This is a genomic window from Streptacidiphilus sp. MAP5-3, assembly GCF_041262505.1.
In the GTDB taxonomy this organism is placed as follows: domain Bacteria; phylum Actinomycetota; class Actinomycetes; order Streptomycetales; family Streptomycetaceae; genus Streptacidiphilus.
Genome location: NZ_JBGCCL010000001.1, coordinates 122,554 through 148,071 on the forward strand (window position 1 = coordinate 122,554; position 25,518 = coordinate 148,071).

General features: G+C 70.2%; 22 protein-coding genes and 1 riboswitch. Of the genes, 10 read left to right on the plus strand and 12 right to left on the minus strand.

What is annotated here, in order from left to right; all coding sequences use genetic code 11:
- Positions 1-205 precede the first annotated feature (205 nt).
- The 3 genes from ligA to ABH928_RS00595 all read right to left on the minus strand — a co-directional run bounded on the left by ligA (position 206) and on the right by ABH928_RS00595 (position 4,237).
- Positions 206-2,377 carry an NAD-dependent DNA ligase LigA gene (gene ligA / locus ABH928_RS00585; RefSeq protein WP_370060789.1) on the minus strand — a complete coding sequence of 724 codons (2,172 nt, stop codon included), beginning with the start codon at positions 2,375-2,377 and terminating at the stop codon, positions 206-208.
- Between the two features lie 42 nt (positions 2,378-2,419).
- Positions 2,420-3,433, minus strand: a complete 1,014-nt coding sequence (locus ABH928_RS00590) for a methionine synthase (RefSeq protein ID WP_370060790.1) — start codon at positions 3,431-3,433, stop codon at positions 2,420-2,422.
- Between the two features lie 114 nt (positions 3,434-3,547).
- On the minus strand, positions 3,548-4,237 hold the full coding sequence (locus ABH928_RS00595) for an SDR family oxidoreductase (RefSeq protein ID WP_370060791.1): 690 nt from the start codon (positions 4,235-4,237) through the stop codon (positions 3,548-3,550).
- Positions 4,238-4,333: 96 nt separating this feature from the next.
- On the opposite strand from ABH928_RS00595, the gene ABH928_RS00600 reads away from it, so the two are divergent.
- A complete protein-coding gene (locus ABH928_RS00600) occupies positions 4,334-6,196 on the plus strand; it encodes an NAD-binding protein (protein ID WP_370060792.1) in 1,863 nt (620 codons plus the stop codon).
- On the opposite strand, the gene ABH928_RS00605 is transcribed toward ABH928_RS00600, so the two are convergent.
- From ABH928_RS00605 to ABH928_RS00615, 3 genes are all read right to left on the minus strand, one after another.
- Positions 6,175-6,705: a TIGR00730 family Rossman fold protein gene (locus tag ABH928_RS00605; protein WP_370060793.1), complete on the minus strand. Its 531-nt coding sequence runs from the start codon at positions 6,703-6,705 to the stop codon at positions 6,175-6,177. The genes ABH928_RS00600 and ABH928_RS00605 overlap by 22 nt on opposite strands.
- A 171-nt stretch (positions 6,706-6,876) precedes the next feature.
- Complete coding sequence (gene mnmA / locus ABH928_RS00610; protein WP_370060794.1) at positions 6,877-8,031, minus strand: tRNA 2-thiouridine(34) synthase MnmA; 1,155 nt, start codon at positions 8,029-8,031, stop codon at positions 6,877-6,879.
- Between the two features lie 146 nt (positions 8,032-8,177).
- The gene (locus tag ABH928_RS00615) at positions 8,178-9,356 is read right to left on the minus strand and encodes a cysteine desulfurase family protein (protein WP_370060795.1); all 1,179 of its coding nucleotides are present in this window, start codon (positions 9,354-9,356) and stop codon (positions 8,178-8,180) included.
- Positions 9,357-9,537: 181 nt separating this feature from the next.
- Here ABH928_RS00615 and ABH928_RS00620 point away from each other — a divergent pair, with 181 nt between their 5' ends.
- Positions 9,538-10,284, plus strand: a complete 747-nt coding sequence (locus ABH928_RS00620; protein WP_370060796.1) for an IclR family transcriptional regulator — start codon at positions 9,538-9,540, stop codon at positions 10,282-10,284.
- Positions 10,285-10,454: 170 nt separating this feature from the next.
- The gene (locus ABH928_RS00625) at positions 10,455-11,228 is read left to right on the plus strand and encodes an enhanced serine sensitivity protein SseB C-terminal domain-containing protein (RefSeq protein WP_370060797.1); all 774 of its coding nucleotides are present in this window, start codon (positions 10,455-10,457) and stop codon (positions 11,226-11,228) included.
- Positions 11,229-11,320: 92 nt separating this feature from the next.
- On the opposite strand, the gene ABH928_RS00630 is transcribed toward ABH928_RS00625, so the two are convergent.
- From ABH928_RS00630 to ABH928_RS00650, 5 genes are all read right to left on the minus strand, one after another.
- Positions 11,321-12,418, minus strand: coding sequence for an ABC transporter ATP-binding protein (locus tag ABH928_RS00630; protein ID WP_370060798.1), 1,098 nt, complete (start codon positions 12,416-12,418; stop codon positions 11,321-11,323).
- 24 nt (positions 12,419-12,442) lie between these two features.
- Positions 12,443-13,501 carry an ABC transporter ATP-binding protein gene (locus tag ABH928_RS00635; RefSeq protein ID WP_370060799.1) on the minus strand — a complete coding sequence of 353 codons (1,059 nt, stop codon included), beginning with the start codon at positions 13,499-13,501 and terminating at the stop codon, positions 12,443-12,445.
- A gap of 65 nt (positions 13,502-13,566) precedes the next feature.
- Positions 13,567-14,559, minus strand: coding sequence for an ABC transporter permease (locus tag ABH928_RS00640; RefSeq protein ID WP_370060800.1), 993 nt, complete (start codon positions 14,557-14,559; stop codon positions 13,567-13,569).
- A 135-nt stretch (positions 14,560-14,694) separates the two neighbouring features.
- Positions 14,695-16,371, minus strand: coding sequence for an ABC transporter substrate-binding protein (locus ABH928_RS00645; protein ID WP_370060801.1), 1,677 nt, complete (start codon positions 16,369-16,371; stop codon positions 14,695-14,697).
- 73 nt (positions 16,372-16,444) lie between these two features.
- A complete protein-coding gene (locus ABH928_RS00650; RefSeq protein WP_370060802.1) occupies positions 16,445-17,485 on the minus strand; it encodes an ABC transporter permease in 1,041 nt (346 codons plus the stop codon).
- A gap of 488 nt (positions 17,486-17,973) precedes the next feature.
- On the opposite strand from ABH928_RS00650, the gene ABH928_RS00655 reads away from it, so the two are divergent.
- A complete protein-coding gene (locus tag ABH928_RS00655) occupies positions 17,974-18,633 on the plus strand; it encodes a trimeric intracellular cation channel family protein (protein WP_370060803.1) in 660 nt (219 codons plus the stop codon).
- 87 nt (positions 18,634-18,720) lie between these two features.
- Here ABH928_RS00655 and ABH928_RS00660 read toward each other — a convergent pair whose 3' ends face one another.
- The gene (locus ABH928_RS00660; RefSeq protein ID WP_370060804.1) at positions 18,721-19,485 is read right to left on the minus strand and encodes an enhanced serine sensitivity protein SseB C-terminal domain-containing protein; all 765 of its coding nucleotides are present in this window, start codon (positions 19,483-19,485) and stop codon (positions 18,721-18,723) included.
- 145 nt (positions 19,486-19,630) lie between these two features.
- Positions 19,631-19,761: riboswitch (glycine riboswitch) on the plus strand.
- Between the two features lie 203 nt (positions 19,762-19,964).
- Here ABH928_RS00660 and gcvT point away from each other — a divergent pair.
- From gcvT to ABH928_RS00690, 6 genes are all read left to right on the plus strand, one after another.
- A complete protein-coding gene (gcvT, locus tag ABH928_RS00665; RefSeq protein ID WP_370060805.1) occupies positions 19,965-21,083 on the plus strand; it encodes a glycine cleavage system aminomethyltransferase GcvT in 1,119 nt (372 codons plus the stop codon).
- A gap of 133 nt (positions 21,084-21,216) precedes the next feature.
- Complete coding sequence (gcvH, locus tag ABH928_RS00670; RefSeq protein ID WP_370060806.1) at positions 21,217-21,594, plus strand: glycine cleavage system protein GcvH; 378 nt, start codon at positions 21,217-21,219, stop codon at positions 21,592-21,594.
- 72 nt (positions 21,595-21,666) lie between these two features.
- Entirely contained in the window at positions 21,667-22,935 is a 1,269-nt protein-coding gene (gene glyA, locus ABH928_RS00675; RefSeq protein ID WP_370060807.1) for a serine hydroxymethyltransferase, read from the plus strand.
- Between the two features lie 158 nt (positions 22,936-23,093).
- Positions 23,094-24,461 (plus strand): L-serine ammonia-lyase, encoded by a 1,368-nt coding sequence (locus ABH928_RS00680; RefSeq protein ID WP_370060808.1) that lies wholly within the window; start codon positions 23,094-23,096, stop codon positions 24,459-24,461.
- Positions 24,462-24,685: 224 nt separating this feature from the next.
- Complete coding sequence (locus tag ABH928_RS00685; protein ID WP_370060809.1) at positions 24,686-24,955, plus strand: type II toxin-antitoxin system Phd/YefM family antitoxin; 270 nt, start codon at positions 24,686-24,688, stop codon at positions 24,953-24,955.
- Positions 24,945-25,403 (plus strand): type II toxin-antitoxin system VapC family toxin, encoded by a 459-nt coding sequence (locus tag ABH928_RS00690; protein WP_370060810.1) that lies wholly within the window; start codon positions 24,945-24,947, stop codon positions 25,401-25,403. Before ABH928_RS00685 ends, ABH928_RS00690 begins: the two co-directional genes overlap by 11 nt.
- The last annotated feature ends 115 nt before the right edge of the window (positions 25,404-25,518 follow it).

The following is a 25,518-nucleotide window of genomic DNA, read 5'->3' on the forward strand; positions in this document are numbered from 1 at the left end:
ACGCCCTGTGACCGACCGGTGTCCTATCCATGGCTGGAATGACCTGTTTGCCCGTCAATAACCGTGAATGACCGTTCTCCAGTTCGCTTCACGTCACTTGATGCGAAATCACCATGAAGCCGACCCGGGACGATCCGGTCCTGACGGGCGTTCAGCCGACAACAAAGGGGAACGACGGACGGACGCCGGCCGTTCCCCTCGGCTCCTACTCCTCGAGAGGCAGGGCCACCGCGCGGGCCGCCTCCGGGCCGTCGGAGAGGAGGACGGCGAAGCCGGCGTCGTCCAGGACCGCCAGCTTCAGCTGGACCGCCTTGTCGTACTTGGAGCCGGGGTTGTCCCCGACGACCACGAAGTCGGTCTTCTTCGAGACCGAGCCCGTCACCTTCGCCCCGCGCGTCTGAAGGGCGTCCTTCGCGCCGTCGCGGGTGTGGTCGGCGAGCGTGCCGGTGACGACGACGGTGAGCCCCTCCAGCGGGCGCGGGCCGGACTCCTCCTCCGTCGCCTCGTCGACGAAGCGGACGCCCGCCGCACGCCACTTCTCGATGATCTCGCGGTGCCAGTCCTCGGCGAACCAGGCGACGACGGCCTTGGCGATGATCGGGCCGACGCCCTCGACTGCGGCCAGCTCCTCCTCGCCCGCGCTCGCGATCCGGTCCAGATCGCGGAACTCGCGCGCCAGCGCCTGCGCGGCGACGGGGCCGACGTGGCGGATGGAGAGGCCCGTGAGGATCCGGGCCAGCGGACGCTGCTTGGCCGCGTCAAGGTTCTCCAGGAGGGCCGTGGCCGTCTTCTTCGGCTCGCCCTTGAGGTTGGCGAAGAAGCTGACGATCTTCTCCTCGCCCGTCTTCTCGTCGCGCTTGGGCAGGCCGGTGTCCTGGTCCCGGACGACGACCTTGATCGGGAGCAGCTTCTCGATGGTGAGGTCGAAGAGGTCGCCCTCGTTGAGGATGGGCGACTCGACGGGCTCCAGCGGCTGGGTCAGCGCGGTGGCCGCGACGTAACCCAGCGCCTCGACATCCAGGGCCTTGCGCCCGGCGAGATAGAAGATGCGCTCGCGCAGCTGCGCCGGGCAGGAGCGGGCGTTGGGGCAGCGCAGGTCGATGTCGCCCTCGGACATGGGCCGCAGCTCACTGCCGCACTCGGGGCAGACGCTGGGCATGACGAACTCACGTTCGGTGCCGTCGCGCAGCTCGACCACCGGGCCGAGCACCTCGGGGATGATCTCGCCCGCCTTGCGCAGCACGACGGTGTCGCCGATCAGCACGCCCTTGGCCTTGACCACGTCCTGGTTGTGCAGGGTGGCGTACTCGACCACCGAACCGGCGACATGGACCGGCTCCATCACGGCGTACGGCGTGCAGCGCCCGGTGCGGCCGACGTTGACCCGGATGTCGAGCAGCTTGGTGTTGACCTCCTCCGGCGGGTACTTCCACGCGATGGCCCAGCGCGGCGCGCGCGAGGTGGAGCCGAGGCGGCCCTGCAGCGCGATCTCGTCGACCTTGACCACCACGCCGTCGATCTCGTGCTCGACGCTGTGGCGCTCTTCGCCGTAGCGGGCGATGAACTCCTTGACCTCGGCCAGCGTGGACACCACAGCGTTGTGCTTGGCCGTGGGCAGGCCCCAGGCGTGGAGCAGCTCGTAGGCGTGGGACTGGCAGTCGATGTCGAAGCCGCGCCGGGCGCCGATGCCGTGGACGATCATGTGCAGCGGGCGCTGCGCGGTGACCGCCGGGTCCTTCTGGCGCAGCGAACCGGACGCGGAGTTGCGCGGGTTGGCGTAGGGGGCCTCCCCCGCCGCGACCCGGGAGGCGTTGAGCTCCTCGAAGGCCTCGGTCGGGAAGTACACCTCACCGCGGATCTCGACCAGCTCGGGCGCCGGGTGGCCCTGGTCGCCGCGCAGCTCGTGCGGGATCTCCGCGATGGTGCGGACGTTGGGGGTGATGTCCTCGCCCGTGCGCCCGTCGCCACGCGTGGCGGCGCGGACCAGACGGCCGTTCTCGTAGGTGAGGTTGACCGCCAGGCCGTCGATCTTCAGCTCGCACAGGTAGTGGAACTCCTGGCCGGCCAGCTCCCGCTCGACCCGGTCCGCCCAGGCGTCGAGCTCCTCGTCCGTGAAGGCGTTGTCCAGGCTGAGCAGCCGCTCCAGGTGCTCGACCTCGGCGAACTCGTTGGAGTAGGACCCGCCGACCTTCTGCGTCGGGGAGTCGGGCGTGCGCAGCTCCGGGTGACGCTCCTCGATCGCCTCCAGCTCGTGCATGAGCCGGTCGAACTCGGCGTCGCTGACGGTCGGCGCGCTCTTCACGTAGTAGGCGAACCGGTGGTCCTCGATCTCCTGCGCGAGCTCCGCATGGCGGACGCGAGCATCCTCCAACGCCACTGGAACTACCCCCTTGTTGACTGCTCGGATGACGGCTCGGTACTACTCGGGATTGTCGGCCAGACTCTGCGCCGCGATGACGCTGTGTGACAGCGCGGTGCGCGCATACGCCGGGGACGCCCCGGCCAGGCCGCAGGTCGGGGTGACCACGACGGAACGCCACAGCAGCGCCGGGTCGAGGCCCAGCCGCCGCCACAACGTCCTCACACCGCTGACACTACCGGCCGGGTCTGACAATTTTCGGTCGGCGGACGGCACGACACCGAGCAGAAAGACCGTCCCTCCTTCCACTCCCTCACCGATCGCATCATCGTCACGCTCCGTCAGCAAGGATGCGTCCAGCGACACCGCCGAGGCGCCCGCGCGCCGCAGCAGGTCGATCGGGACTCCGGGCGCGCAGCTGTGGACCGCGACCGGGGCGTCGAGGGAACCGATCACGTCGCCCAGGACCTCCTGCGCGACGCCGCGGTCGACCGCGCGCAGCCGCTGCCAGCCGCTGGCCGTCTTCACCGTCCCGGCCAGGACCGCGGGCAGCGACGGCTCGTCCAGCTGGAGCAGCACCTCCGCGCCCGGGATCCGGCGGCGGACCTCGGCGAGGTGCAGCCGCAGGCCCTCGGTCAGCGAGGCGGCTATGTCGCGGACCGCGCCGGGATCGGCCAACGCCTTCTCGCCGCGCTGCAGTTCCACCGACGCGGCCAGCGTGAACGGACCGACGGCCTGGACCTTGACCGGGCCGGTGCGCTCCTGGGTGAACTCCTCCAGCGCGTCCAGGTCCTCGCCGAGCCAGGAGTGGGCCCGACGGGTGTCCCGGCCGGGGTGGTCGCCGAAACGCCAGCCGGACGGCTCGACCCTGGCGAAGAGCTCGACCAGCAGGCCGAGACTGCGGCCGATCATGTCGGCGCCCGGTCCGCGCGCGGGCAGCTCCGGCAGGTGCGGCAGCGCCTCCAGCGAGCCGGTGACGGTCTTGGCCGCCTCGCGGGCGTCCGTACCGGGCATGGAGCCGATGCCGGTCGCGCCGGGACCTGCCAGGGTGGGGAAAGGCAGCACTGCACTCATCCTTGTCCTTTCGCGCTTCGCTTCGACTCCACTGCGCTACGCCTCAGCTCGCCGCTCACCGTCGTCCTCTCGCGCTTCGCTTCGGCTCCGCTGCGCTGCGCCTCAGCTCGCCGCTCAACGGCCCGGCCGTACGGACAGGTCGGTGATCTCCGCGTCACGCGGCAGGTCGATCGCGGTGAGCACGGCCGTGGCCACGGACTCCGGCGCGATCCACGCGTCCGACTCGTAGTCGCGGCCCTCCTGGGCGTGCACCTTGGCCTGCATCGGCGTGGCCGTGCGGCCGGGGTAGACCGTGGTGACCCGGACGCCGTTGCCGTGCTCCTCGTCCCGCAGCGAGTCGGCCAGCGCCTTCAGGCCGAACTTCGACGCCGCGTAGACACCCCACTCGCTGTTGGCCCGCAGGCCCGCACCGGAGTTGACGAAGACGACATGGCCGCGCGCCATCCGGACGGTCGGCAGCAGCAGCCGGGTCAGTTCGGCGGGGGCGAGCAGGTTGACCGCCAGGGTCTCCTGCCAGACCTTGACGCCCATGTCCCCGACCCGGCCCAGCTCGACGACGCCGGCGATGTGCAGCAGCGAATCGATCCGCTGCGGCTGCTCCTGGTGGCCCAGCGCCCAGCTGAGCCGCTCCGGCTGGCCGAGGTCACCGACCAGCGTGCGCGCGCCGGGGAACTGCTCGCGCAGCTCCGCCGCGCGGCGCGCGTCGCGGGCGAACAGCCACAGCTCCTCGCCGCGCTCGCTGAGCTTGGCGGCCACCGCCGCGCCGATGCCGGAACCCGCTCCGGTGATCACATGCGTACCCATGGGTTCATCAGTACCACGCCCGCACGCTCCGACGTTGCGCCACCATGGTCGACAACGTGCTGACGACAGCACACCACCGACGAGCTGGGGGTATCGGTGCCGGACGGTCTGCAGGACCAACTCACGGAAGCAGACCCGGAAACGGGAGAGGAGTCAGCAGCCGACGGACGCGGCCACATGGTCGTGGTCGGCAACGACGCGCTGACCCACCGTCTCGCCGCCGACCTCGCGGCGCTCTACGGCGAGCGGGTCGTCCTCATCGTCCCCGAGCCGCACCAGGGCCACGGCCAGCAACTCATGGCCCTGCACCACGAGACGGGACCGATCACGGTCCTCGGCGGCGAGCAGCCGGACGCCGCGACGCTGCGCCGGGCGGGCCTCGGGTCCGCTGACGCGCTGGCGCTGGTCCTCGACGACGACCAGGCGGTCACCCAGGCCGCGCTGATCGCCCGCAGCATCAACCCGACCGTCCGGCTGGCGCTGCGCCTCCACAGCACTGCGCTGGGCCAGCGGCTCCGCGCCCTGCTGGACCGCGAGGACGCGCCGACCACCGTCGCCTCCGCATCGGCGACGGCCGCCCCCGCGCTGGTCTCGGCGGCGCTGCCGAGCCACCGGCAGGTGATCCCGATCAACGGCGGCACCTGCGCCGTCGTCACCGAGGTGCTGCCGGAGGACGCGACCGGACTGCCGGACAGCGAGGGCGTCCCGATCGCGGTGCTCACCGAGGACACCGGAACGCTGCTGCCCGGCCCCGACCTGGTTCCCGCGGACGCCAAGACCACGGTCGTGCGCCTGCGCCACCTCGAGGACGCGCCGCCGCTGCCGCGCGAACGGGCCTGGGGCGGACGGCGGTTGCTCGCGATGGTCCGTGGCTTCTTCTCCCGCAAGCTCCAGGTCGCGGCGGTGGCGTTGGCCGTGCTGGTGGCCCTGCTCACCGTGCTCACCTGGCAGTTGACCGGGACCAGCCTCGGGCTCTCGCTCTACCTCGTGTTGATGGACCTCTGTTCGGCGGGCAACCCGGCCTTCGGGCAGCCGCTGGCCCGGCAGATCCTGCAGATCATCACCATGTTCACCGGCATGCTGCTGCTCGGCCTGGTCGCGGCCGTGGTCCTGGACAGCGTCGGCGCGGTGCGGCCGACGGCGGCCGTGCGGCGGGTCCGGCGGACCGTCTCCGACCACGTGCTGCTGATCGGGCTGGGCAACGTCGGCCGGGCGGTGGCCTCCCGACTGGTCGACATGCGGGTGCCGGTGGTCGCCATCGAACGCGACGCGTCCGTACCGGGGGTCGCCGCCATGCGGGCGCTCGGCGTACCGGTGGTGATCGGCGACTTCACCCGCGAGTCCGTCTTCCGCGCGGCACGCGGCGACCGGGCGGCGGCGCTGATGGCGCTGACCAACAACGACAGCGCCAACCTGCAGGCGGTCCTCTTCGCCCGCGAGCAGCGGCCGGACCTGCGGGTGGTGCTGCGGCTCTTCGACGATGCCTTCGCCCGCACCGTCTACGACGCCCTGCGGCAGGCGCATCCGGAGGCACGGACCCGTAGCCGCAGCGTGTCCTACCTGGCCGCGCCCGAGTTCGCCGCCGCGATGATGGGCCGCCAGGTCCTGGCCGCGATCCCCGCCCGGCGGGAACTGCTGCTGCTCGCCGACGTCACGGTGCAGGACGGCGACGAACTCGCCGGACGCACCGTCGCGCAGGCGTTCCGGCCCGGCGAGTGGCGGGTCGTCGCGACTCCGCGGCGCAACGGCGGGGCAGGGCTGAACTGGACGCCGCAGTCAGGCCGCGAGCTGACGGTCGGCGAGCGGGTCATCGTCGTCGCGACCCGCGAGGGCCTGGGCCGCCTGCTGCGGCGTGACGCGGGATCCGGGACCGGCGCGGTCCTCCCCGACCCGATCCCTGGTCGGATCCCTGGCGGGGTTCCCGGCCGGATTCCCGATCAGGCAGCGCCCTCGGCGTAGCGCAGCGCCTCCTCGCCGTCGCCGGCGAACCGCACCAACTCGCGTACCGGACGCGGGAGGAAGCCCTCGCGCTCCATCCGCTCCAGCTGGGTGCGCATGCCGTCGTAGAAACCGTCGGTGTCGAGCAGGACGACCGGCTTGTCGTGCAGGCCGTGCTTCTTGAGCTCCAGCACCTCGGTCACCTCGTCCAGCGTGCCCAGCCCGCCGACGAGGACGACGATCGCGTCGGCACGCTGGAACAGCATCGTCTTGCGCTCGGGCAGGTCTGCGGCGGTGATCAGCTCGTCCGCGCCCCGGTACGCCTTGTGGCGCAGCATCTCGACGGAGATGCCGACCAACTTGGCCCCCGCGGCCTTCGCCTCGTCGGCGACGACACCCATCAGGCCCGCGTGCGACCCACCCCAGACGAGGGTGTGTCCGTGCGCGCCCAGGGCACGCGCGAACTCACGCGCGGGAGCGGTGTAGCGGTCGTCGAGGTCGGCGGCGGAGCAGAAGACGGTGATATTCACCCGATGATTATCCCATTACGACGCAAACGATTTGCAGGAGAGGTGCCATGCACTGCCAGGGGCGCGGGGAACTGCGCGAGAACCGCCGACGAGCGGACGGCCCTGCGCGTTCGGGGCTCTACCGGCGTGGGTGATTTGTCGCGCAGTTCCCCGCGCCCTGGTTTGCTGCAACTACAGCTCTGCCGCGGCCCGCTCCGTCGTCGCGATCGTCGCGGACCCCACCACGCGGGTGCCGTCATAGAGGACGACCGCCTGTCCCGGGGCGATACCGCGCTGCGGGTCGTCCAGGACGACGCGCAGGCCGCCGTCCGCGGCGATCTCCGCAGTGACCGCCACCGGCTCGCCGTGGGCGCGGAGTTGGGCGAGGTACCGGCCCGTGCCGGACGGCGCGGTATTCCCGCACCAGCGGGGCTTGACCCCGCTCAGCGCGGAGACGTCGAGCGCCTCCACCGGGCCGACCGTGACGCGGTTGTCGACCGGGGAGATGTCCAGGACGTACCGCGGCTTGCCGTCCGCCGCCGGACGGCCGATGCGGAGGCCCTTGCGCTGGCCGATGGTGAAGCCGTAGGCGCCACTGTGCTCGCCGACCACGGCGCCGTCGACGTCGACGATCTCGCCGGACGCCGTGCCGAGCCGGTCGGCGAGGAAGCCCTGGGTGTCGCCGTCGGCGATGAAGCAGATGTCATGGCTGTCCGGCTTCTTGGCAACGGCCAGCCCGCGCTGCTCCGCCTCGACGCGGACCTGCTCCTTGGTCGTGTCCCCGAGCGGGAACATCGCGTGCGCCAACTGCTGCGCGTCCAGCACGCCGAGCACGTACGACTGGTCCTTGGCCGGGTCGACGGCCCGGTGCAGCTCGCGGCCTCCGCCCGGGAGGTCGAGAACGCGCGCGTAGTGGCCGGTGCAGACGGCGTCGAAGCCGAGGGCGACGGCCTTGTCCAGCAGGGCCGCGAACTTGATCTTCTCGTTGCAGCGCAGGCAGGGGTTCGGCGTGCGGCCCGCCGCGTACTCGGCGACGAAGTCGTCGATCACGTCCTCGCGGAAGCGCTCGGCCAGGTCCCAGACATAGAAGGGAATGCCGATCACGTCGGCCGCGCGGCGCGCGTCCCGCGAGTCCTCCAGGGTGCAGCAGCCGCGCGCGCCGGTGCGGAAGGACTGCGGGTTGCTGGAGAGCGCCAGGTGCACGCCGGTGACCTCGTGCCCCGCTTCGACCGCGCGCGCGGCGGCCACGGCGGAGTCGACGCCACCGGACATGGCAGCGAGGACGCGGAGACGACCGCCGGGCAGACCGGCGGCGGGCTGGGCGGGGGCACCGGGGAAGTCAGACATAGTGCCTACCAGGGTACGGGCTGCCGACCGGCACCCGACCCCCTCCCGACCGACCACCAGGGCCGACCATCGCGACCTACCAACAGCGCCGACCACCGGGGCCGTCCGCACGCGCGATCGCGCGCGATCCCGCCCGATCCCGCACGCTACCGCCGGGTCGCCGCGCCGGCCTGGCGGGCGCGGTCGACGACCGGGCCGATCGCCTCGGCCAGCGCCTTCACGTCCGCCTCGGTGGAGGTGTGGCCGAGCGAGAACCGCAGCGACGCACGGGCCATCGCCGGCTCCGCGCCCATGGCCAGCAGCACGTGGCTGGGCTGCGGCACCCCGGCCGAGCAGGCGGAGCCGGTCGAGCACTCGATGCCGCGCGCGTCGAGCAGCATCAGCAGCGCGTCGCCCTCGCAGCCCGGGAAGGTGAAGTGCGCGTTGGCGCTGAGCCGTCCTTCCGGGCGCGGGTCGCCGTTGAGGACGGCCTCCGGCACGGCCGTGCGGACCGCGTCGACCAACTGGTCCCGCAGGCGGCCGATCTCCTGGACGAACTGCGGCTGCCGCTCCACGGCGATCCGCGCGGCGGCGGCGAAACCCGCGGTCGCGGGGACGTCGAGGGTGCCGGACCGGACTTCGCGCTCCTGGCCGCCGCCGTGCAGCAGCGGGACCGGGGCGGCCTCGCGGGAGAGCACCAGCGCGCCGACGCCGTACGGGCCGCCGATCTTGTGGCCGGTGACGGTCATCGCGTCCAGGCCGGAGTCCGCGAAGGAGAGCGGCAGCTGCCCGGCGGCCTGCACCGCGTCGGCGTGCATCGGGACGCCGAACTCCCGTGCCACGGCGGCCAGCTCGCGGATCGGCTGGATGGTGCCGACCTCGTTGTTGGCCCACATGACGGTTGCGAGCGTGACGTCTGTGGGATTGCTTGCGATCGCCGCGCGCAGGCCCTCGGGCGCGACGCGGCCGAGCGGGTCGACCGGGAGCCACTCGACGACCGCGCCCTCGTGCTGCTCCAGCCAGTGGACGGCGTCCAGGACGGCGTGGTGCTCGACGGGGCTGCACAGGATCCGGCGCCGTGCCGGGTCGGCGTCCCGGCGGGCCCAGAACAGGCCCTTGACCGCCAGGTTGTCCGACTCGGTGCCGCCGCCGGTGAAGACGATCTCGCTCGGGCGGGCGCCGAGGGAGGCGGCCAGGCTCTCCCTCGACTCCTCGACCACGCGACGGGCGCGGCGTCCGGCGGCGTGCAGGGACGAGGCATTGCCGGTGCTGCCGAACTGCGCGGTCATCGCGTGGACCGACTCCGGCAGCATCGGAGTGGTGGCGGCGTGGTCGAGGTAGGGCATGGCGGCCCAAGTGTAGTGCGCCCACCGACGGAGTCCGGTGGGTGGTACGGGATTCGGACATGCGGAGCCGCGCGGAAGCAAGAGCCACGCGGCGAAAAGGTCCCGAATGCGCATCATCCATTGCAGCCTGTGCAATGGCGTCCCTACGCTCACAGCACAGTCGAGCACAACGGGGCGGGGCATGTCGCAGTCGGTGGACCGGGCGCTGACCGTGCTCGCATCGCTGGCCGAGGGGCCGGTCTCGCTGGAGCAGGCCGCCGCGCGGATCGGGGTGCACAAGTCGACCGCCCTGCGGCTGTTGCGGACCCTGGAGGAGCACGGCTTCGTGCACCGCCAGGCCGACTACCGCTACCGGCTCGGCGGACGCCTCTTCTCCCTCGCCCAGCTGGCCTTGGAGAGCATCGACGTGCGCGGCGTCGCGGCCCCGCACCTGGCCGAGCTGAACGACCGCTGCGGGCACACCGTGCATCTGGCCGTCTACGAGGACGGCGAGGCCACCTACGTCGACAAGCTGGAGAGCCGCTACCCGGTGCGGATGTACTCGCGCATCGGCAAGCGCGCGCCGCTGACGGCGTCCGCGGTGGGCAAGGTGCTGCTGGCCGGGCTGCCCGAGGGCCGCCGGACGGAGCTGGCCCGGCGGCTGGACTACCCGGCGTACACACCGCGCTCACTGCGCACGCCCGAGGCGCTGCTCGCCGAACTGGAGACGGTGCGGGACCAGGGCTGGGCCATGGACCGCAGCGAGTACGAGGAGAGCGTCAACTGTGTGGCCGTGCCGATCCGGGGTATCGAGCGACAGGTGATCGCCGCCTGCTCCATCTCCACCCCGACCGTGGTCGCGCCGCTGAGCGCACTGCGACGACTGATCCCCGACCTGCTGGCCACGGCGGAGGCGATCTCCCACGAGTACGGCGGCCGGACCGGATGAGGACCCGATGACGACCGGATGATCTCCCTCCCGCCCCGCCTCTACGCTGTGGCGGGCGACACCATCACGGCAGTTCACGCAGTTCAGGCAGTACAAGCGGCACCGGCAGTACCAGCGGAACGAGTGGCGCGGCAAGAGACCCGGGTGGACCAGGAAGGGGGCGCGAAGCCATGATCGAGCAGGCCTTGCAGGAGGTCTTGCCGGAGGTCTCGCCGGGTCGGTACGACCGCTACGAGGCGCTGCTCCAGGCCATCGCCCAGGGGGAGCTGTGGATGCTGCTCTGGCACGGCACCCCCGGCAGCCCGGACGCCCAGTACGGCAGCCTGGAGGTCGGCGGCTACGGCTACGCCCCGTGCGTCACCTCCGCCGAGCAGCTCGCGGCCTGCGGCTGGACCCGGCAGCACAAGGTCTGCTCCGGGCCCGAGGTCGCCTCCGCGCTCTACCACGAGCGTTGGGGACTCTGGCTCAACCCGCACCAGCCGGGCGGCGGGCTCGGCATCCCGTGGGCGGACCTGAGACGCGTCGCCGGCGGGCTCGACCGGCTGCCCGCCGGACCGCTGAACCTGACGGCGGTCGGCTCTCCCCCGTCCGCCGTCCCCTCGAGCGTGAGCTCGATGGACGCGCTCGCCCCCTTCTGTTCCCGGCTCGCCGCCGAGGCCCGCGAGACGCCTGCGGTGCGCACGCTGCGCCGGGCCTGGGTGGAACCCTCCTGGGGCGAGCCCTACCTGGTCATCGGACTGGACCTGCACGACGCGTCGGCCGCCGCGGCGGAGACGGTCCGGCAGATGGTCGAGCGCTCGCTGGCATCGGCCCCGGAGGCGCTGCCGCTCTCGACGGTGGCGATGTCCGACCCGTACGACCCGGTGGCCACCTGGCTCTCCGCCCGCGTCCCGGCCTTCTACGACCGCGACCTCGACCTCGACCTCGCCACCTCGGGAAGCTGACAGACCGTCACCAGACGTACTGTCACCGGACATGCGAAGGGGCCGATCCGGACGCGTCCGGATCGGCCCCGCTCAACGACAACCTGTCGGCGTCACTCCGCCGACGCGGGCGCGGAGGGGATCTCCTCCGCCGCGACGACCTGCTTGACCTCCGGGAAGTGGCAGGCGGCCTGGTGTCCCTCGGCCGAGCCGACCAACTGGACCAGCGGCGGCTCCTGGCTGGCGCAGATGTCCTGCGCCTTCCAGCAGCGGGTGCGGAACCGGCAACCCGACGGCGGGTTGATCGGGCTGGGCACGTCCCCGGTGAGGCGGATCCGCTCGCGGCGCGCCTCGCTGTCCGGGTCGGCCTCGGGGACCGCCGAGAGCAGCGCGTGCGTGTAGGGGTGCTGCGGACGGGAGTAGAGCGTCTCCCGGTCGGCGATCTCGACGATCTTGCCGAGGTACATCACCGCGACGCGCTCGGAGAAGTGGCGGACCACCGCGAGGTCGTGCGCGATGAAGACGAACGCCAGGTTGAACTCGCGCTGCAGGTCCTGGAGCAGGTTGACCACCTGCGCCTGGATGGACACGTCCAGCGCGGAGACCGGCTCGTCCGCGACGATCAGCTTCGGCTTGAGCGCGAGCGCGCGGGCGATGCCGATGCGCTGGCGCTGACCGCCCGAGAACTCGTTCGGGTAGCGGTTGTAGTGCTCGGGGCTGAGACCGACGATCTCCAGCAGCTCCTTGGCACGCCTGCGGTGACCGCCCTCGGGGTTGATCCCGTTGAGCTTCATCGGGGTCTCGATGATGGTCCCGACCGTGTGCCGCGGGTTCAGCGACGAGTACGGGTCCTGGAAGATCATCTGCAGGTTCTGCCGGGCGGCCCGCATCGAGGAGACGCGCTTGTGCGTGATGTCCTCGCCGTCGAAGCGGATGCTGCCGCCGGTCGGCTCCAGCAGACGGGTGACGAGTCGGCCGGTGGTCGACTTGCCACAGCCCGACTCACCCACGAGGCCGAGCGACTCGCCGGCGTTGACGCTGAAGTCGAGACCGTCGACGGCCTTGACCGCGCCGATCTGCCGCTGCCAGACGATGCCCTGACGGATCGGGAAGTGCATCTTGAGGTCCTTGACCTCAAGCAGCGACTCGCCCTCGGATGCCCCCGGAGTGGCCCCTTCGCGGGGGCCAGGAATGGTGTCGGTGGTGCTCACGGCATGCTCCTGTTCGTCCGCGGCTTACTTCGCGGCCTTGCGGATCTCGATCTTGCTTTCCCCGCTGAGGTGACACGCCGCGATGTGGCGGTCCGAGTCGAGGACCGGGAGCAGCTCGGGCCGCTCCGACATGCAACGTCCGTCCGGCACCTGGCCCTTGAACGCGCATCGGGGGTTGAAGGCGCAACCGCTCGGGAGGTTGATCAGGCTGGGCGGGGACCCCGGGATCGGGTTGAGCCGCTCGTTGACGTCGCCACCCAGGTGCGGCATCGACTGGAGCAGACCCCAGGTGTACGGGTGCTCGGGGGCCTTGAGCACCTCGCGCACACTGCCGTACTCGATACGCCGGCCGCCGTACATCACCAGGATGTCGTCGGCGATCTCGGCGACCACGCCCAGGTCGTGGGTGATGATGATGACCGCCGAGCCGAACTCCTCCTGCAGGTCCCGGATCAGGTCCAGGATCTGCGCCTGGACGGTGACGTCCAGGGCGGTGGTCGGCTCGTCGGCGATCAGCAGCTGCGGGTCGCAGACCAGCGACATGGCGATCATGGCGCGCTGGCGCATACCGCCGGAGAACTCGTGCGGGTAGCTCTTCGCACGGCGCTCCGGCTGCGGGATGCCGACGCGCTTGAGCATGTCGACCGCGCGGACGTTGGCCTCCTTCTTGGAGACCTTGTGGTGGACCCGGTACGCCTCGGCGATCTGCGCGCCCACCGTGAAGAACGGGTGGAGCGCGGAGAGCGGGTCCTGGAAGATCATGGACACCTTGTTGCCGCGCAGCGGGCGCATCTCGCGCTCGTCGAGCGCGACGAGCTCGTCGCCGTCCAGCCAGATCTCGCCGGAGACCTTCGCCCGCGTTCCCTTGTGGAGACCGAGCAGGGCAAGGCTGGTGACGGACTTTCCGGAGCCGGACTCGCCCACGATGCCCAGGGTCTTGCCGTGCTCCAGGCTGAAGGAGACCCCGTCCACGGACTTGACGAGCCCGTCCTCGGTCGGGAAGTGCACCTTCAGGTCGCGCACCTCCAGGAAGGTCGACGGCGGGCTGACGGGGACGGTCTGCGGCGAGATTTCGATGGCCACTGGTAGTTCCTCAGTCGACAGGGGGTCGGGATCGCCGACCCGCGCCGGATGGTTCTGGCCCGGCTTCAGGCGAGGCGGACGCGGGGGTCGATGATGCCGTACACCACGTCGACGACGACGTTGGCAAGCACGACGGCCACGGCGGCGAAGAGCGTGGTGGCCATGATGACGGGGAGGTCGACGTTCTCCACGGCCTGGACGGCCAGCTGACCGATGCCGGGGATGCCGAAGACGCTTTCGGTGATGACTGCCGAGCCGCCCACCAGGGTGGCGAAGTCCATGCCGAAGATGGTGACGATCGGCGTGATCGCGGCACGCAGCGCGTGCTTGAAGACCAGGGTTCGCTGACCCAGGCCCTTGGCACGGGCGGTGCGGATGAAGTCCTCGCCCAGGGTCTCCAGCATGCTGGAGCGGGTGAGCCGGGTGTAGTAGGCGAGGAAGCCGATCGTCAGCGAGGCCCAGGGGAGCAGAAGGCCCTGGAACCACTGGCCGAAGCCCTGCGTGATCGGGGAGTAGTTGGGGGTCGGCAGCAGCTGCCACTTGTCCACGAAGGCGTACTGCAGCACCAGCGCGAGGAAGTAGATCGGCAGCGAGATACCGACCATCGCCAGTCCGACGGCGAGCTTGTCCACCAGCTTGCCCTTGCGGACGGCCGCGAGGATGCCGAGGCCGACACCGGTGATGAGGAAGGCCACAGCCGCACCGGCCGCCAGCGAGATGTCCGCCGGCAGACGGTTCATCAGGGTGTCGAAGACGTTGGAGTCGTCGTGGAACGAGATGCCCAGGCAGGGAGCCGGGCACTGGACCGCCAGGGGCCCGTCGCCGATGGTCCGGCCGGCGAAGATGCCCTTGAGGAACTCGAAGTACTGCGTGAAGAGGCTCTTGTCGAGTCCCAGGGAGTGCTTGATCTCCAGGATGCGGCCCGGGTTGCAGGCCTTGCCACAAGCCAGGACGGCCGGGTTGCTCGGCACCGCGAAAAAGATGAGGAAGGTAACGAGGCTGACCATCAGGATGATGGTGAAGGCGCTGAGCAAGCGCCGAATCAGATAACGAGTCATGTGGTGCTTGGACCGGGCTCTGCCTGGCCCGCCTCCCTCTCGCTTCGGGCGGCCGGGTGTGACCTGCGCGCGGAGTGATGGTTCGGACGTGGGTCCGGGCGGCAGCGGGTACGCCGCCGCCCGGACCCGGAGGTGTTACTGCTTCACGAAGACGTGCGCGAGGTTCATCTCGGCGAGCTCGGTGTCGTTGGTCAGACCGCCGACGTTCTTGCCCTGCAGCTCGTAGAAGGTCATGTAGACGAGCGGGACGACCGCGGCGTCGTTCTGCAGCAGCTGGGTGTCGAGCGCGCCCCAGGCGGCGTTGGCCTGGTTCGGGTCGGCCATCTGGTTGATGTTGTCCATCTGCTTCTCGGCGGCCGGGTCCTGCAGCTGCGAGAAGACCTGGTTGCCCTGGGGGATGATCTGGCGGCCGTCGAAGAGCGGCGGCAGGATCGTGCTGGCGTTCGGCCAGTCGGCGATCCAGTCACCCCAGATCAGGTCGAAGTGGTTGGACAGGTTCCCGACCGTGTTGAAGTAGGAACCACGGTCGATCTGCTTGATGTTGACCGTGATGCCGATCTGCGCCAGCGAGGTCGCGATCGCGGTGGCGACCTTGCCCTGGGTCGGGGTCGCCTCGACCGCCAGCGACAGGGTCAGGTTCTTGACGCCGGCCTGCGCCATGAGCGCCTTGGCCTTGGTCAGGTCACCGGCCGGGTTGCTGCCGTACGGCGCGGCGTTGTCCTGGCGACCGGCGGTGCCCGGCGGCAGGAAGACCGTGGCGTAGGGACCGTAGGCCGAACCACCGAAGGCACCGCGGACGGTCTGCTTGTTGATCGCGTACTCGATCGCCTGGCGGACCTGGAGGCTCTTCACCGTGGTGGTGTTGATGGCCATGTAGTTGGTGCCCGGGGCGGCGACCTTGTGCAGACGCGACTGCAGCGTCGGGTCGTTGACGAAGGAGTTCAGGTCGGTGCCCGCGATCGGGTCCTCGATGATCGCGTTCTGCGCGTCCGTGCCGTCGGCCTTCATCAGCTGGTCGATGGACGCCATGTCCTGGCCCATCTTGACGTCGATCTCGTCGACGTTCTGGTCCCGCAGCGGGTCGACGGACTTCGACCACTCCGGGTTCTTGACCAGGATGAGTTCCTTGTTCTGGGTGTACGACTTCAGCTCGTAGGGGCCGTCCGACCACACGTGCGTGTCGTAGGTGGCACCCGTGTCGTGGGCCTTCGGCACCGCCGAGAAGTCCGACATCGCGGTCGCTTCGTTGAAGTCGTTGACCGGGGTGCTCAGCTGGAAGACGATCGTGCTGGCGTCGGGGGTCTGGATCGCGGCCAGGTCGCCGCTCTTCGTCGGGCCCTTGTAGCTCTTGTCGTTGGCCAGCCACTGCTGCGCGTAGGTCGGGCCACCGGACAGGTCCGGGTCGAAGGTGCGCTCGACGCCGTACTTGACGTCGTAGGCCGTGACGGTCGAGCCGTCCTGCCACTTGACGCCCGGACGGATGTGGAAGGTCCAGGTCTTGTCGCCGTTGCTGGCGGTGCCGGTGTCGGTCGCCAGGTCACCCACGAGCTTCGGGGTGGCGTCCGGCTGGTCGGACGGCTGGGTCCAACCGGTCAGCGAGCGGTAGATCTCGCGGCCGATGTTCTGGCCCTGGGTGGTGTAGGTACGCCCCGGGTCGATGTGGTCGAAGTCGCTGGGCGCGTAGTACAGCAGGGTGCCGCCCTTGGTCGGCGCTCCACCAGTGGTGCTTCCGCCGCCACCACAGGCGCTGGCCCCCAAGGCGACGGATATCGCGATAGCGGTCATGGTGACCGTGCGCTTGCTGCGCATCATGGGTGGGTCTCCTCTTGTCTTCTTGGTTGCCCCGCCTCGCCCGGCCGACGGATCGGCCCGGAGGTGCGGAAGTTCAGCTGCGGTTGGCCCGCGGGTCGAGCGCGTCGCGGACGCCGTCACCCAGGAGGTTCATGGCCAGGACGATGACCAGGAGAGCGAGGCCGGGTACGGCCAGGTACGTCGGGTCGTACAGGTAGTACTGGGTGGCCGCGTTGAGCATCCCGCCCAGGTCCGGGTTCGGCGGGACGACGCCGACGCCCAGGAAGGAGAGGGCCGCCTCGGTGGCGATGTTGATCGGCACCGCCAGCGCGAAGGAGATCAGGATCGGCGCCCAGAGGTTCGGCAGCAGTTGCTTGAACAGGATGTGCCGCCAGCCGGCGCCCATGATCCGTGCCGCGTCGATGAACTCCCGCTCACGCAGGGAGAGCACCTGACCGCGCACCAGTCGGGCGGTGTAGGCCCAGGCGAAGAGGGCGATGATCGCGATGATGGCGCTGAGCTGCAGCGTCTCGCTGGTGCCGCCGTGGGAGTTGGTGGTGAAGGCGTTGGTGATCACCGGCGTCACGGCGATGATGAACAGCAGCTGCGGGAACGCGAGCATGACGTTCATGATCCAGTTGAGCGCGGTGTCGATCTTGCCGCCGAAGTAGCCCGCCGCAAGGCCGACCACCACGCCGATAACCGTCGAGATGACCGCCGCGGTAATCGCCACGATCAGCGACGTCCGGAGACCGTAGATCAGCCGGGCGAACACGTCGAAACCGGTTCCGGGCTCGACTCCGAGCCAGTGGTGACCACTGACGCCACCCAATGAACCGATCGGGAAATTACCCGTGTCCGGATTGATGGCCTTCAGGTCGGGCTGTATCGGCCCCCAGCCCTCCAAAGTGGAGAGAAGAGGCGAGCAAACGGCAGCCAGAATGAATAGCACGGTGACGACCAGAGCGATCATCGAGGCACGGTCGCGCTTCAGTCGCGTCCAGGCCATCCGTGCAGGAGAACGGCCTGCGGAGGAGTCCCCCTGGACCGCCGGAGCCTCTTGTTCGGCCGTTGGATCAGCCACGAGGGTCGACGATTCCCCTGCGGGATCGGTCGGTTGGGGTTGCTTGGTCATGGTGCGGACATCCCCGGATCTCAGTTCAGGTGTGCATGGCGCGGCGCGGTGAGGGGACTCTATGCACGTGGCTTTTCTCTGCTCAAGAGGCCGTGACCCGCCGAAACCAGAATGAGATCATGCGAGATACAGCTGTTGTGATCCAATGTCCGTTTTGGTGCCATATATAGCCTTGACACGGCGCAAACGGGGTGCATGCGGTCGGGTGTTATGCCCGATTTGCCAGCATTTGTCGGAGACACCCCTTCCGATGGTGCTCAATGCCAAGAAACGTTCCGCGATTCACCATGTGAGACGAATGGGCTTTCTGGGGCGCGTGGGACCAAGGCTCGGGGAAAGATGAATGGACACATTCAAAAAGCCCCTCTTTGGAAAGATTCAAAGAAGGCCGCGCGCTGGCTTCGGGACGGCTGTGCACAGGCTGTGCAGGCGCACGCCCGGCCCAGCGCTCCCCCGACCATCGCGTCGCACCCTGTAGAAAAGGCGACGTGGCTTCCCAGATCTTCGCCCCCGACGTCGAACAGGTGCTCGACATCTCCGGCATCTTCGTCTTCGCCCTGTCCGGCAGCCTGTTGGCGGTACGCAAGAACTTCGACGTGTTCGGACTGGCGGTGCTCGCCGAGGCGACGGCGCTCGGCGGCGGGGTCATCCGCGACGAACTGATCGGCGCCGTACCGCCGGCGGCGTTCACCAACACCGGCTACTTCGTCACCCCGCTGATCGCCGCGGCGGTGGTCTTCTTCCTCCACCCCGAGGTCACCCGGATCAACCGCACCGTGCAGACCCTCGACGCCCTGGGCCTGGGCCTGTTCTCCGTCACCGGGACCGCGAAGGCGCACGACTTCGGCCTGGGCGTGATCGCGTCCGTGGCACTCGGGATGATCACCGCGGTCGGGGGCGGCGTCCTCCGCGACCTGCTGGCCATGGAGACGCCGTCGCTGCTGCGTTGGGACCGGTCGCTCTACGCGGTCCCGGCGATGCTGGGAGCGGGCATCACCGCCGCGCTCATCGCCTTCGGCGACCTCAACGCCGTGACCGGGACCGCTGCCACGCTGGTCGCCTTCGGGCTGCGGATGCTGGCGCTGCACTACAACCTGCGCGCACCCCGTGCCTGGCACCGCGGCAGCTCGCAGACGGGTGAGGCGTAGGGCGCGTGAGGCGTAGGACGGCCGAGGCGTAGGGAGCTCCTCCCTACGCCTCACCGGTCACCGCTTCACCTCAGGGCTGCGCCTCGGTCACCCCTGCGCGTAGAAGGGGGCGACCGTCGACAGCATCCACTGCACGGTCGGGTCCTCGGCCACCACGTCCAGCAGGATCAGGGAGACCTCGTACCCCAGCGGGGCCACGCCCAGCGCGCGACCGAGGGCCAGGCCCACCGCCTCGTGGTCGCCCGGCTCGTACCGGGCCAACTGCACGCCCACGAACAGCTTCGGCGCGTCGCCCTCGACCTGCACCAGAGCCCGTCGTGCCGTCAGCACCACGGGCAGCACGGCGAGTTCGCTCGCCGCGGCGGCCAGGAAGTCGTACGGCTCCTCGTGCGCCTCCGGCTCCCACGCCGTGGCGCGGACGCCCTCGTCACCGCCGCCGCAGAGGTCCGGGACGCCGGCGGCGGGGACCGGCAGGCCGACCGCGCCCTCAGGGTTCACCGCGATGCCGACGCCCTGCGGCAGCCCACGGGCCAGTTCGCGTACCGGCGCGATCGCGTACGACATGGCGTCGCCCGCGACGGCGCGCAGCTGCGACTCCGAGCTGAAGACCGGGACGAACGGCTGCCCGGCCAGCTCGGTGGTGGGCATGTCGAGTGTGGTGCCGTCCCGGGTCGGCCCGGCGGGCAGCGGGACCCAGACCTGGCTGCGGCCCAGCACCTCCATCACCCGGGGCGTGGCCCCGGGATCACCGACCGACGCGGCCAGCACCTGCTCCAGCTCGTTCTCCGGCCAGCTCCCCGGCTGCACGCCGTGCTGCACGCCCTGCTGCGGGATGCCCGCGTACTGCTCCACCGTCTGCCTCCGCCCGTTACGCCCGTTGTGCCCGTTCGCGGCCTTTTGCCGGTTCTCAGCTGTGTCGCTGCCGGATCGCAGCCTGTTCGCCACAGTCCAGGCGCCATGCCATGATGAGCGCACCCACAATTGCATACCGGCCGTTCGAACCCGCGCGGGAGAGCTCGGCGACACCCCTGCACCCACCCGTACCAGCGGTTGCGCAGTGGGAGTTCGCCGGCGCCGAAGGAGCAAGGCCTCCCCCGAATCTCTCAGGCACCACACCGCACGGGCGAGGCAGTTCTGGAAAGCGACCAGTCGCAGGAAGCGACGGAGAGGGCGCGGACGACACCGTCCGCGTCGTGGCTCCGTACCGCGCTGGTCCACCCACGGTGCAAGCCGCCCACGCCCCGCGCGTCGGCGCGGTGAAGCTCTCAGGTCGCAGCGACAGACGGGGAGGGCCCTGCCGCAGCATGCCCTGATTGCTAGGAGATCACCGAATGTCTCTCCGCCTGACCGCGCTGGACAGCCTCCATCGCTCCCTCGGCGCCACCATGACCGACTTCGCCGGCTGGGACATGCCGCTGCGCTACGGCAGTGAGCGCGAGGAGCACCTCGCCGTCCGCACCAAGGCCGGTCTCTTCGACCTCTCGCACATGGGCGAGATCACCGTCTCCGGTCCGCAGGCGGGCGAGATGCTCGACCACGCGCTGGTCGGCTTCGTCTCCGCGCTCGCGGTCAACAAGGCCCGCTACACCATGATCTGCGCGGCGGACGGCGGCATCCTGGACGACCTGATCGTCTACCGCACCGGCGAGGCCGAGTTCATGATCGTCGCCAACGCCTCCAACGCCCAGCTGGTCCTCGACGAGCTGACCGCCCGCGCCGACGGCTTCGACGCCACCGTGCGCGACGACCGCGACGCCTACGCGCTGATCGCCGTCCAGGGCCCGAACTCCCCCGCCATCCTCGGCTCGCTGACCGACGCCGACCTGCCGGGCCTGAAGTACTACACCGCCCTGCCCGCCACCGTGGCCGGTCGCCCGGCCCTGCTGGCCCGGACGGGCTACACCGGTGAGGACGGCTTCGAGCTCTTCCTCGCCCCCGCCGACGCCGCCCACGTGTGGACCGCGCTGACCGAGGCCGGCTCCTCCTACGGCCTGATCCCCTGTGGCCTCTCCTGCCGCGACACCCTGCGCCTGGAGGCCGGGATGCCGCTCTACGGCCACGAGCTCACCACCGCGCTGACCCCGTTCGACGCCGGTCTGGGCCGCGTGGTCCGCTTCGACAAGACCACCAACGACGGCGCGTTCGTCGGCCGCGAGGCGCTGGAGAAGGCCGCCGAGCAGGCGCTCGCCAGCCCGCCGCGGGTGCTGGTCGGCCTGGTCTCCCCCGGCCGCCGCGTGCCGCGCGCCGAGATGAACGTGGTGGACGCCGAGGGCACGGTGATCGGCTCGATCACCTCCGGCGCCCCGTCCCCGACGCTGGGCAAGCCGATCGCCATGGCCTACGTCGACGCCGCCCACGCCACGCCGGGCGCCTCCGTCTTCGTCGACGTGCGCGGCACGCACGAGCCGGTCGAGGTCGTCGCCCTGCCGTTCTACAAGCGCGCGCGGTAGTCCGACCCGCGTCCGCCGCACGCCCGCCACACACGCTCCCGAGCGTCGACCTACCGGTCGACCTCGGAGAACACTTCCCGGGGTCCCAACCCCCGTTTCGCCGTACCCACACCTCATCCGGGAGAATCACGTCATGAGCAACCCCCAGCACCTCACGTACAGCAAGGAGCACGAGTGGCTGACCGGCGCCGAGAACGGCGTGGCGACGGTGGGCATCACCGCCTTCGCCGCCGACGCGCTCGGTGACGTGGTCTACGTCGACCTCCCCGAGGTCGGCGCCACCGTCACCGCCGGCGACACCTGCGGTGAGCTGGAGTCGACCAAGTCCGTCAGCGACCTCTACACCCCGGCCACGGGCGAGGTCGTCGAGGTCAACCAGGCCGTCGTCGACGACCCGGCGCTGGTCAACTCCGAGCCGTTCACCGGCGGTTGGCTGTTCAAGCTGCGCCTTGCCGGCGAGCCCGAGGGTCTGCTCAGCGCCGACGAGTACACCGCCCAGTTCGGCGAGTGAACTCCGGCGGCTGACAACCGACGTCCGCCAACACGACGTCCGACGACCGACGACCTGAGGGATCTCACCGTCATGACCGTCCTGAACCAGTCCCTGCACAGCCTCGACCCCGAGGTCGCCGCCGCGGTGGACGCCGAGCTGCACCGGCAGCAGTCCACCCTGGAGATGATCGCCTCCGAGAACTTCGCCCCCGTGGCGGTTCTGGAGGCCCAGGGCTCGGTGCTCACCAACAAGTACGCCGAGGGCTACCCCGGCCGCCGCTACTACGGCGGCTGCGAGCACGTCGACGTGGTCGAGCAGCTCGCGATCGACCGCATCAAGGCGCTGTTCGGCGCCGAGCACGCCAACGTCCAGCCGCACTCCGGCGCGCAGGCCAACGCCGCCGCGATGTTCGCGCTGATCAAGCCCGGGGACACCATCCTCGGTCTGGACCTGGCCCACGGCGGCCACCTGACCCACGGCATGAAGATCAACTTCTCCGGCAAGCTCTACAACGTGGTGGCCTACCACGTGGACGCCGAGACCAGCCTGGTCGACATGGCCGAGGTCGAGCGTCTGGCCAAGGAGCACCGCCCGAAGCTGATCATTGCCGGCTGGTCCGCCTACCCGCGCCAGCTGGACTTCGCCGAGTTCCGCCGGATCGCCGACGAGGTCGGCGCGCTGCTCATGGTCGACATGGCCCACTTCGCGGGCCTGGTCGCCGCCGGGCTGCACCCGTCCCCGGTGCCCTACGCGGACGTGGTCACCACCACCACGCACAAGACCCTGGGCGGTCCGCGCGGTGGCGTGATCCTCTGCAAGGAGCAGTACGCCAAGAAGATCAACTCCGCGGTCTTCCCGGGCCAGCAGGGTGGTCCGCTGGAGCACGTGATCGCCGCCAAGGCCGTGTCCTTCAAGGTCGCCGCCTCGGAGGAGTTCAAGGACCGCCAGCGCCGCACCCTCGAGGGCGCCAAGATCCTCGCCGAGCGGCTGACCCAGCCGGACGCGGTCGAGGCGGGCGTCTCCGTGCTGTCCGGCGGCACGGACGTGCACCTGGTCCTGGTGGACCTGCGCAAGTCCGAGCTGGACGGCCAGCAGGCCGAGGACCGCCTGCACGCGGTCGGCATCACGGTCAACCGCAACGCGGTGCCGTTCGACCCGCGTCCGCCGATGGTCACCTCCGGCCTGCGGATCGGCGCCCCGGCGCTGGCCACCCGCGGCTTCAAGGCCGAGGACTTCCGCGAGGTCGCCGACATCATCGCCGAGGCCCTCAAGCCGTCCTTCGACGACGCCAAGGCGGCCGAACTGTCCGCCCGCGTGAGCGCGCTGGCCGCGAAGCACCCGCTGTACCCGGACCTGTAAGCCTCCGGTAGGGGATTCGTCATCCCTGACGTGATCCCTGAAAGGTGGGGGCACCGCGCACACTGGAACCAGACAGTGCGCGCGGTGCCCCTACCCATGACACCGCTCGCACCCTCCCGCGCAGTTTCCTGCCCCACCCACAAGACAAGGGCGTCCTCGTGGCCATCAGCGTCTTCGACCTCTTCTCCATCGGCATCGGCCCGTCCAGCTCGCACACGGTCGGCCCGATGCGGGCGGCCCGGATCTTCGCGCGCCGCCTGAAGTCCGAGGGCCTGCTGACGGACGTCCACGCGATGCGGGCCGAGCTCTTCGGTTCCCTCGGCGCGACCGGCCACGGCCACGGCACACCCAAGGCGGTGCTGCTCGGCCTGGAAGGCAACTCGCCGCGCACGGTCGACATCGAGCAGGCCGACCTGGACGTGGCGCGGATCAAGGAGACCAAGCGGATCTCGCTGCTGGGCACCCACGAGATCGCCTTCGACCCGGACAACGAGCTGATCCTGCACCGGCGTCGGTCCCTTCCCTACCACGCCAACGGCATGACGCTGTGCGCCTACGACGCGGCGGGCGTGCCGCTGCTGGAGAAGACCTACTACTCGGTCGGCGGCGGCTTCGTCGTCGACGAGGACGCGATCGGCGCGGACCGCGTCAAGCTCGACGACACCGTGCTCACGTACCCGTTCCGCACCGGCGCCGATCTCCTCCGCCTGACCGCCGAGACCGGCCTGTCCATCTCCTCCCTCATGCTGGAGAACGAGAAGGCCTGGCGCAGCGAAGCGGAGATCCGGGCGGGCCTGCTGGAGATCTGGGCCGTGATGCAGGAGTGCGTCCGCAACGGCATGCACCACGAGGGCATCCTCCCGGGAGGCCTCAAGGTCCGCCGCCGCGCGGCATCGGCAGCGCGGGCGCTGCGCGTCGAGGGCATCGGCCCGGCCAACGCGATGGAGTGGGTCACCCTCTACGCGATGGCGGTCAACGAGGAGAACGCGGCGGGCGGCCGGGTGGTGACCGCGCCGACCAACGGAGCGGCCGGCATCATCCCGGCGGTGCTGCACTACTACTTGAACTTCATTCCGGGTGCTGACGAGGACGGCATCGTCCGCTTCCTGCTCGCAGCGGGCGCGGTGGGCATGCTCTTCAAGGAGAACGCCTCCATCTCCGGCGCCGAGGTCGGCTGCCAGGGCGAGGTCGGCTCCGCCTGCTCCATGGCCGCCGGCGGCCTCGCCGAGGTCCTCGGCGGCACGCCCGAACAGGTCGAGAACGCCGCCGAGATCGGCATCGAACACAACCTCGGCCTCACCTGCGACCCGGTCGGCGGCCTGGTCCAGATCCCGTGCATCGAGCGCAACGGCATGGCGGCCGTGAAGGCCGTCACCGCAGCCCGGATGGCGCTGCGCGGCGACGGGCGCCACCACGTCTCCCTCGACAAGGCGATCAAGACCATGAAGGAGACGGGCGCCGACATGAAGGTCAAGTACAAGGAGACCTCGCGCGGCGGCCTCGCGGTCAACGTCATCGAGTGCTGACGAAACACACCCTGATCTGCAACTTCGCGTCATCCAGGACTGTCGGGGCCTTCCCTGTGTGCACGACGCGGAGTCCCTGAGGAGGCCCTGGGCGGACAGTTGCCGACCAGGGCCTTCCTGGACGCACACAAGAGCCTTGGGCGTTCTCATCGGGGTCGTGGCCTTGTGCCCGAACCGAGTGCAACCCCGTAGCACCACGTGGCACACATCGCTAGTCTGATGGCATGGCAGCGCAACCGGAGATCACCCAGCGGGACCTGCGCAGCAGGTCGAGAGAGATCATGGACGCCGTCGAGGCCGGCCAGTCGTTCACGGTCACCCGTGACGGCCGCCGGATCGGAGAGCTGATCCCGCTGAAGCGACGCAGGCGCTTCGTTCCCCGGGCAGAATTCGCTGCGATGTCGCGGAGCGCACCCGACATCTCCCTGGATGCCTTCCGGGCGGATCAGGACGTCACAGCCGCGCAGGAGATGGACGATCCCTATGCCCGCTGAGCACGAGCGGGGTCTTCTCGACACCAACATCATGATCCTGCGCCGCTGGGTGGACCCGGCCGAGCTGCCGACTGAGGTGGCCATCAGCGCGATCACTCTGGCGGAACTGTCCGCCGGGCCGCACGAGGTCCGACGGAACGAGGAGCAGGGCGACTACGACGAATACGCGGAGCGGGCGCGTCGGCTCGACGTCCTTCAGCGTGCCGAGAATGAATTCGATCCCATTCCCTTCGATACCGAGGCCGCACGCATCTACGGACGGATCTGCGCTGCTGTGATCGGCGCTGGCCGCAAACCGCGAAGGCGCGTGGCCGACCTGATGATCGCCGCCATCGCCGTCGCCGAGGACCTCCCCTTGTTCACCACCAACCCCGACGACTTCAAAGGCTTGGAAACCCTGCTGACCATCGTGCCGGTCACGCGTCCCGCGCTTCTGCACGATCGCTAGCCGGGCACCGGCACTCGGCGCATCGGGACCCAGCCTGGCGCCGGTCACCGGTCCGGTGGTGCCGCCGGACCGGTGACGCAGAGGTGGCCGTGCCACGCGACTCCCCCGGTTCATC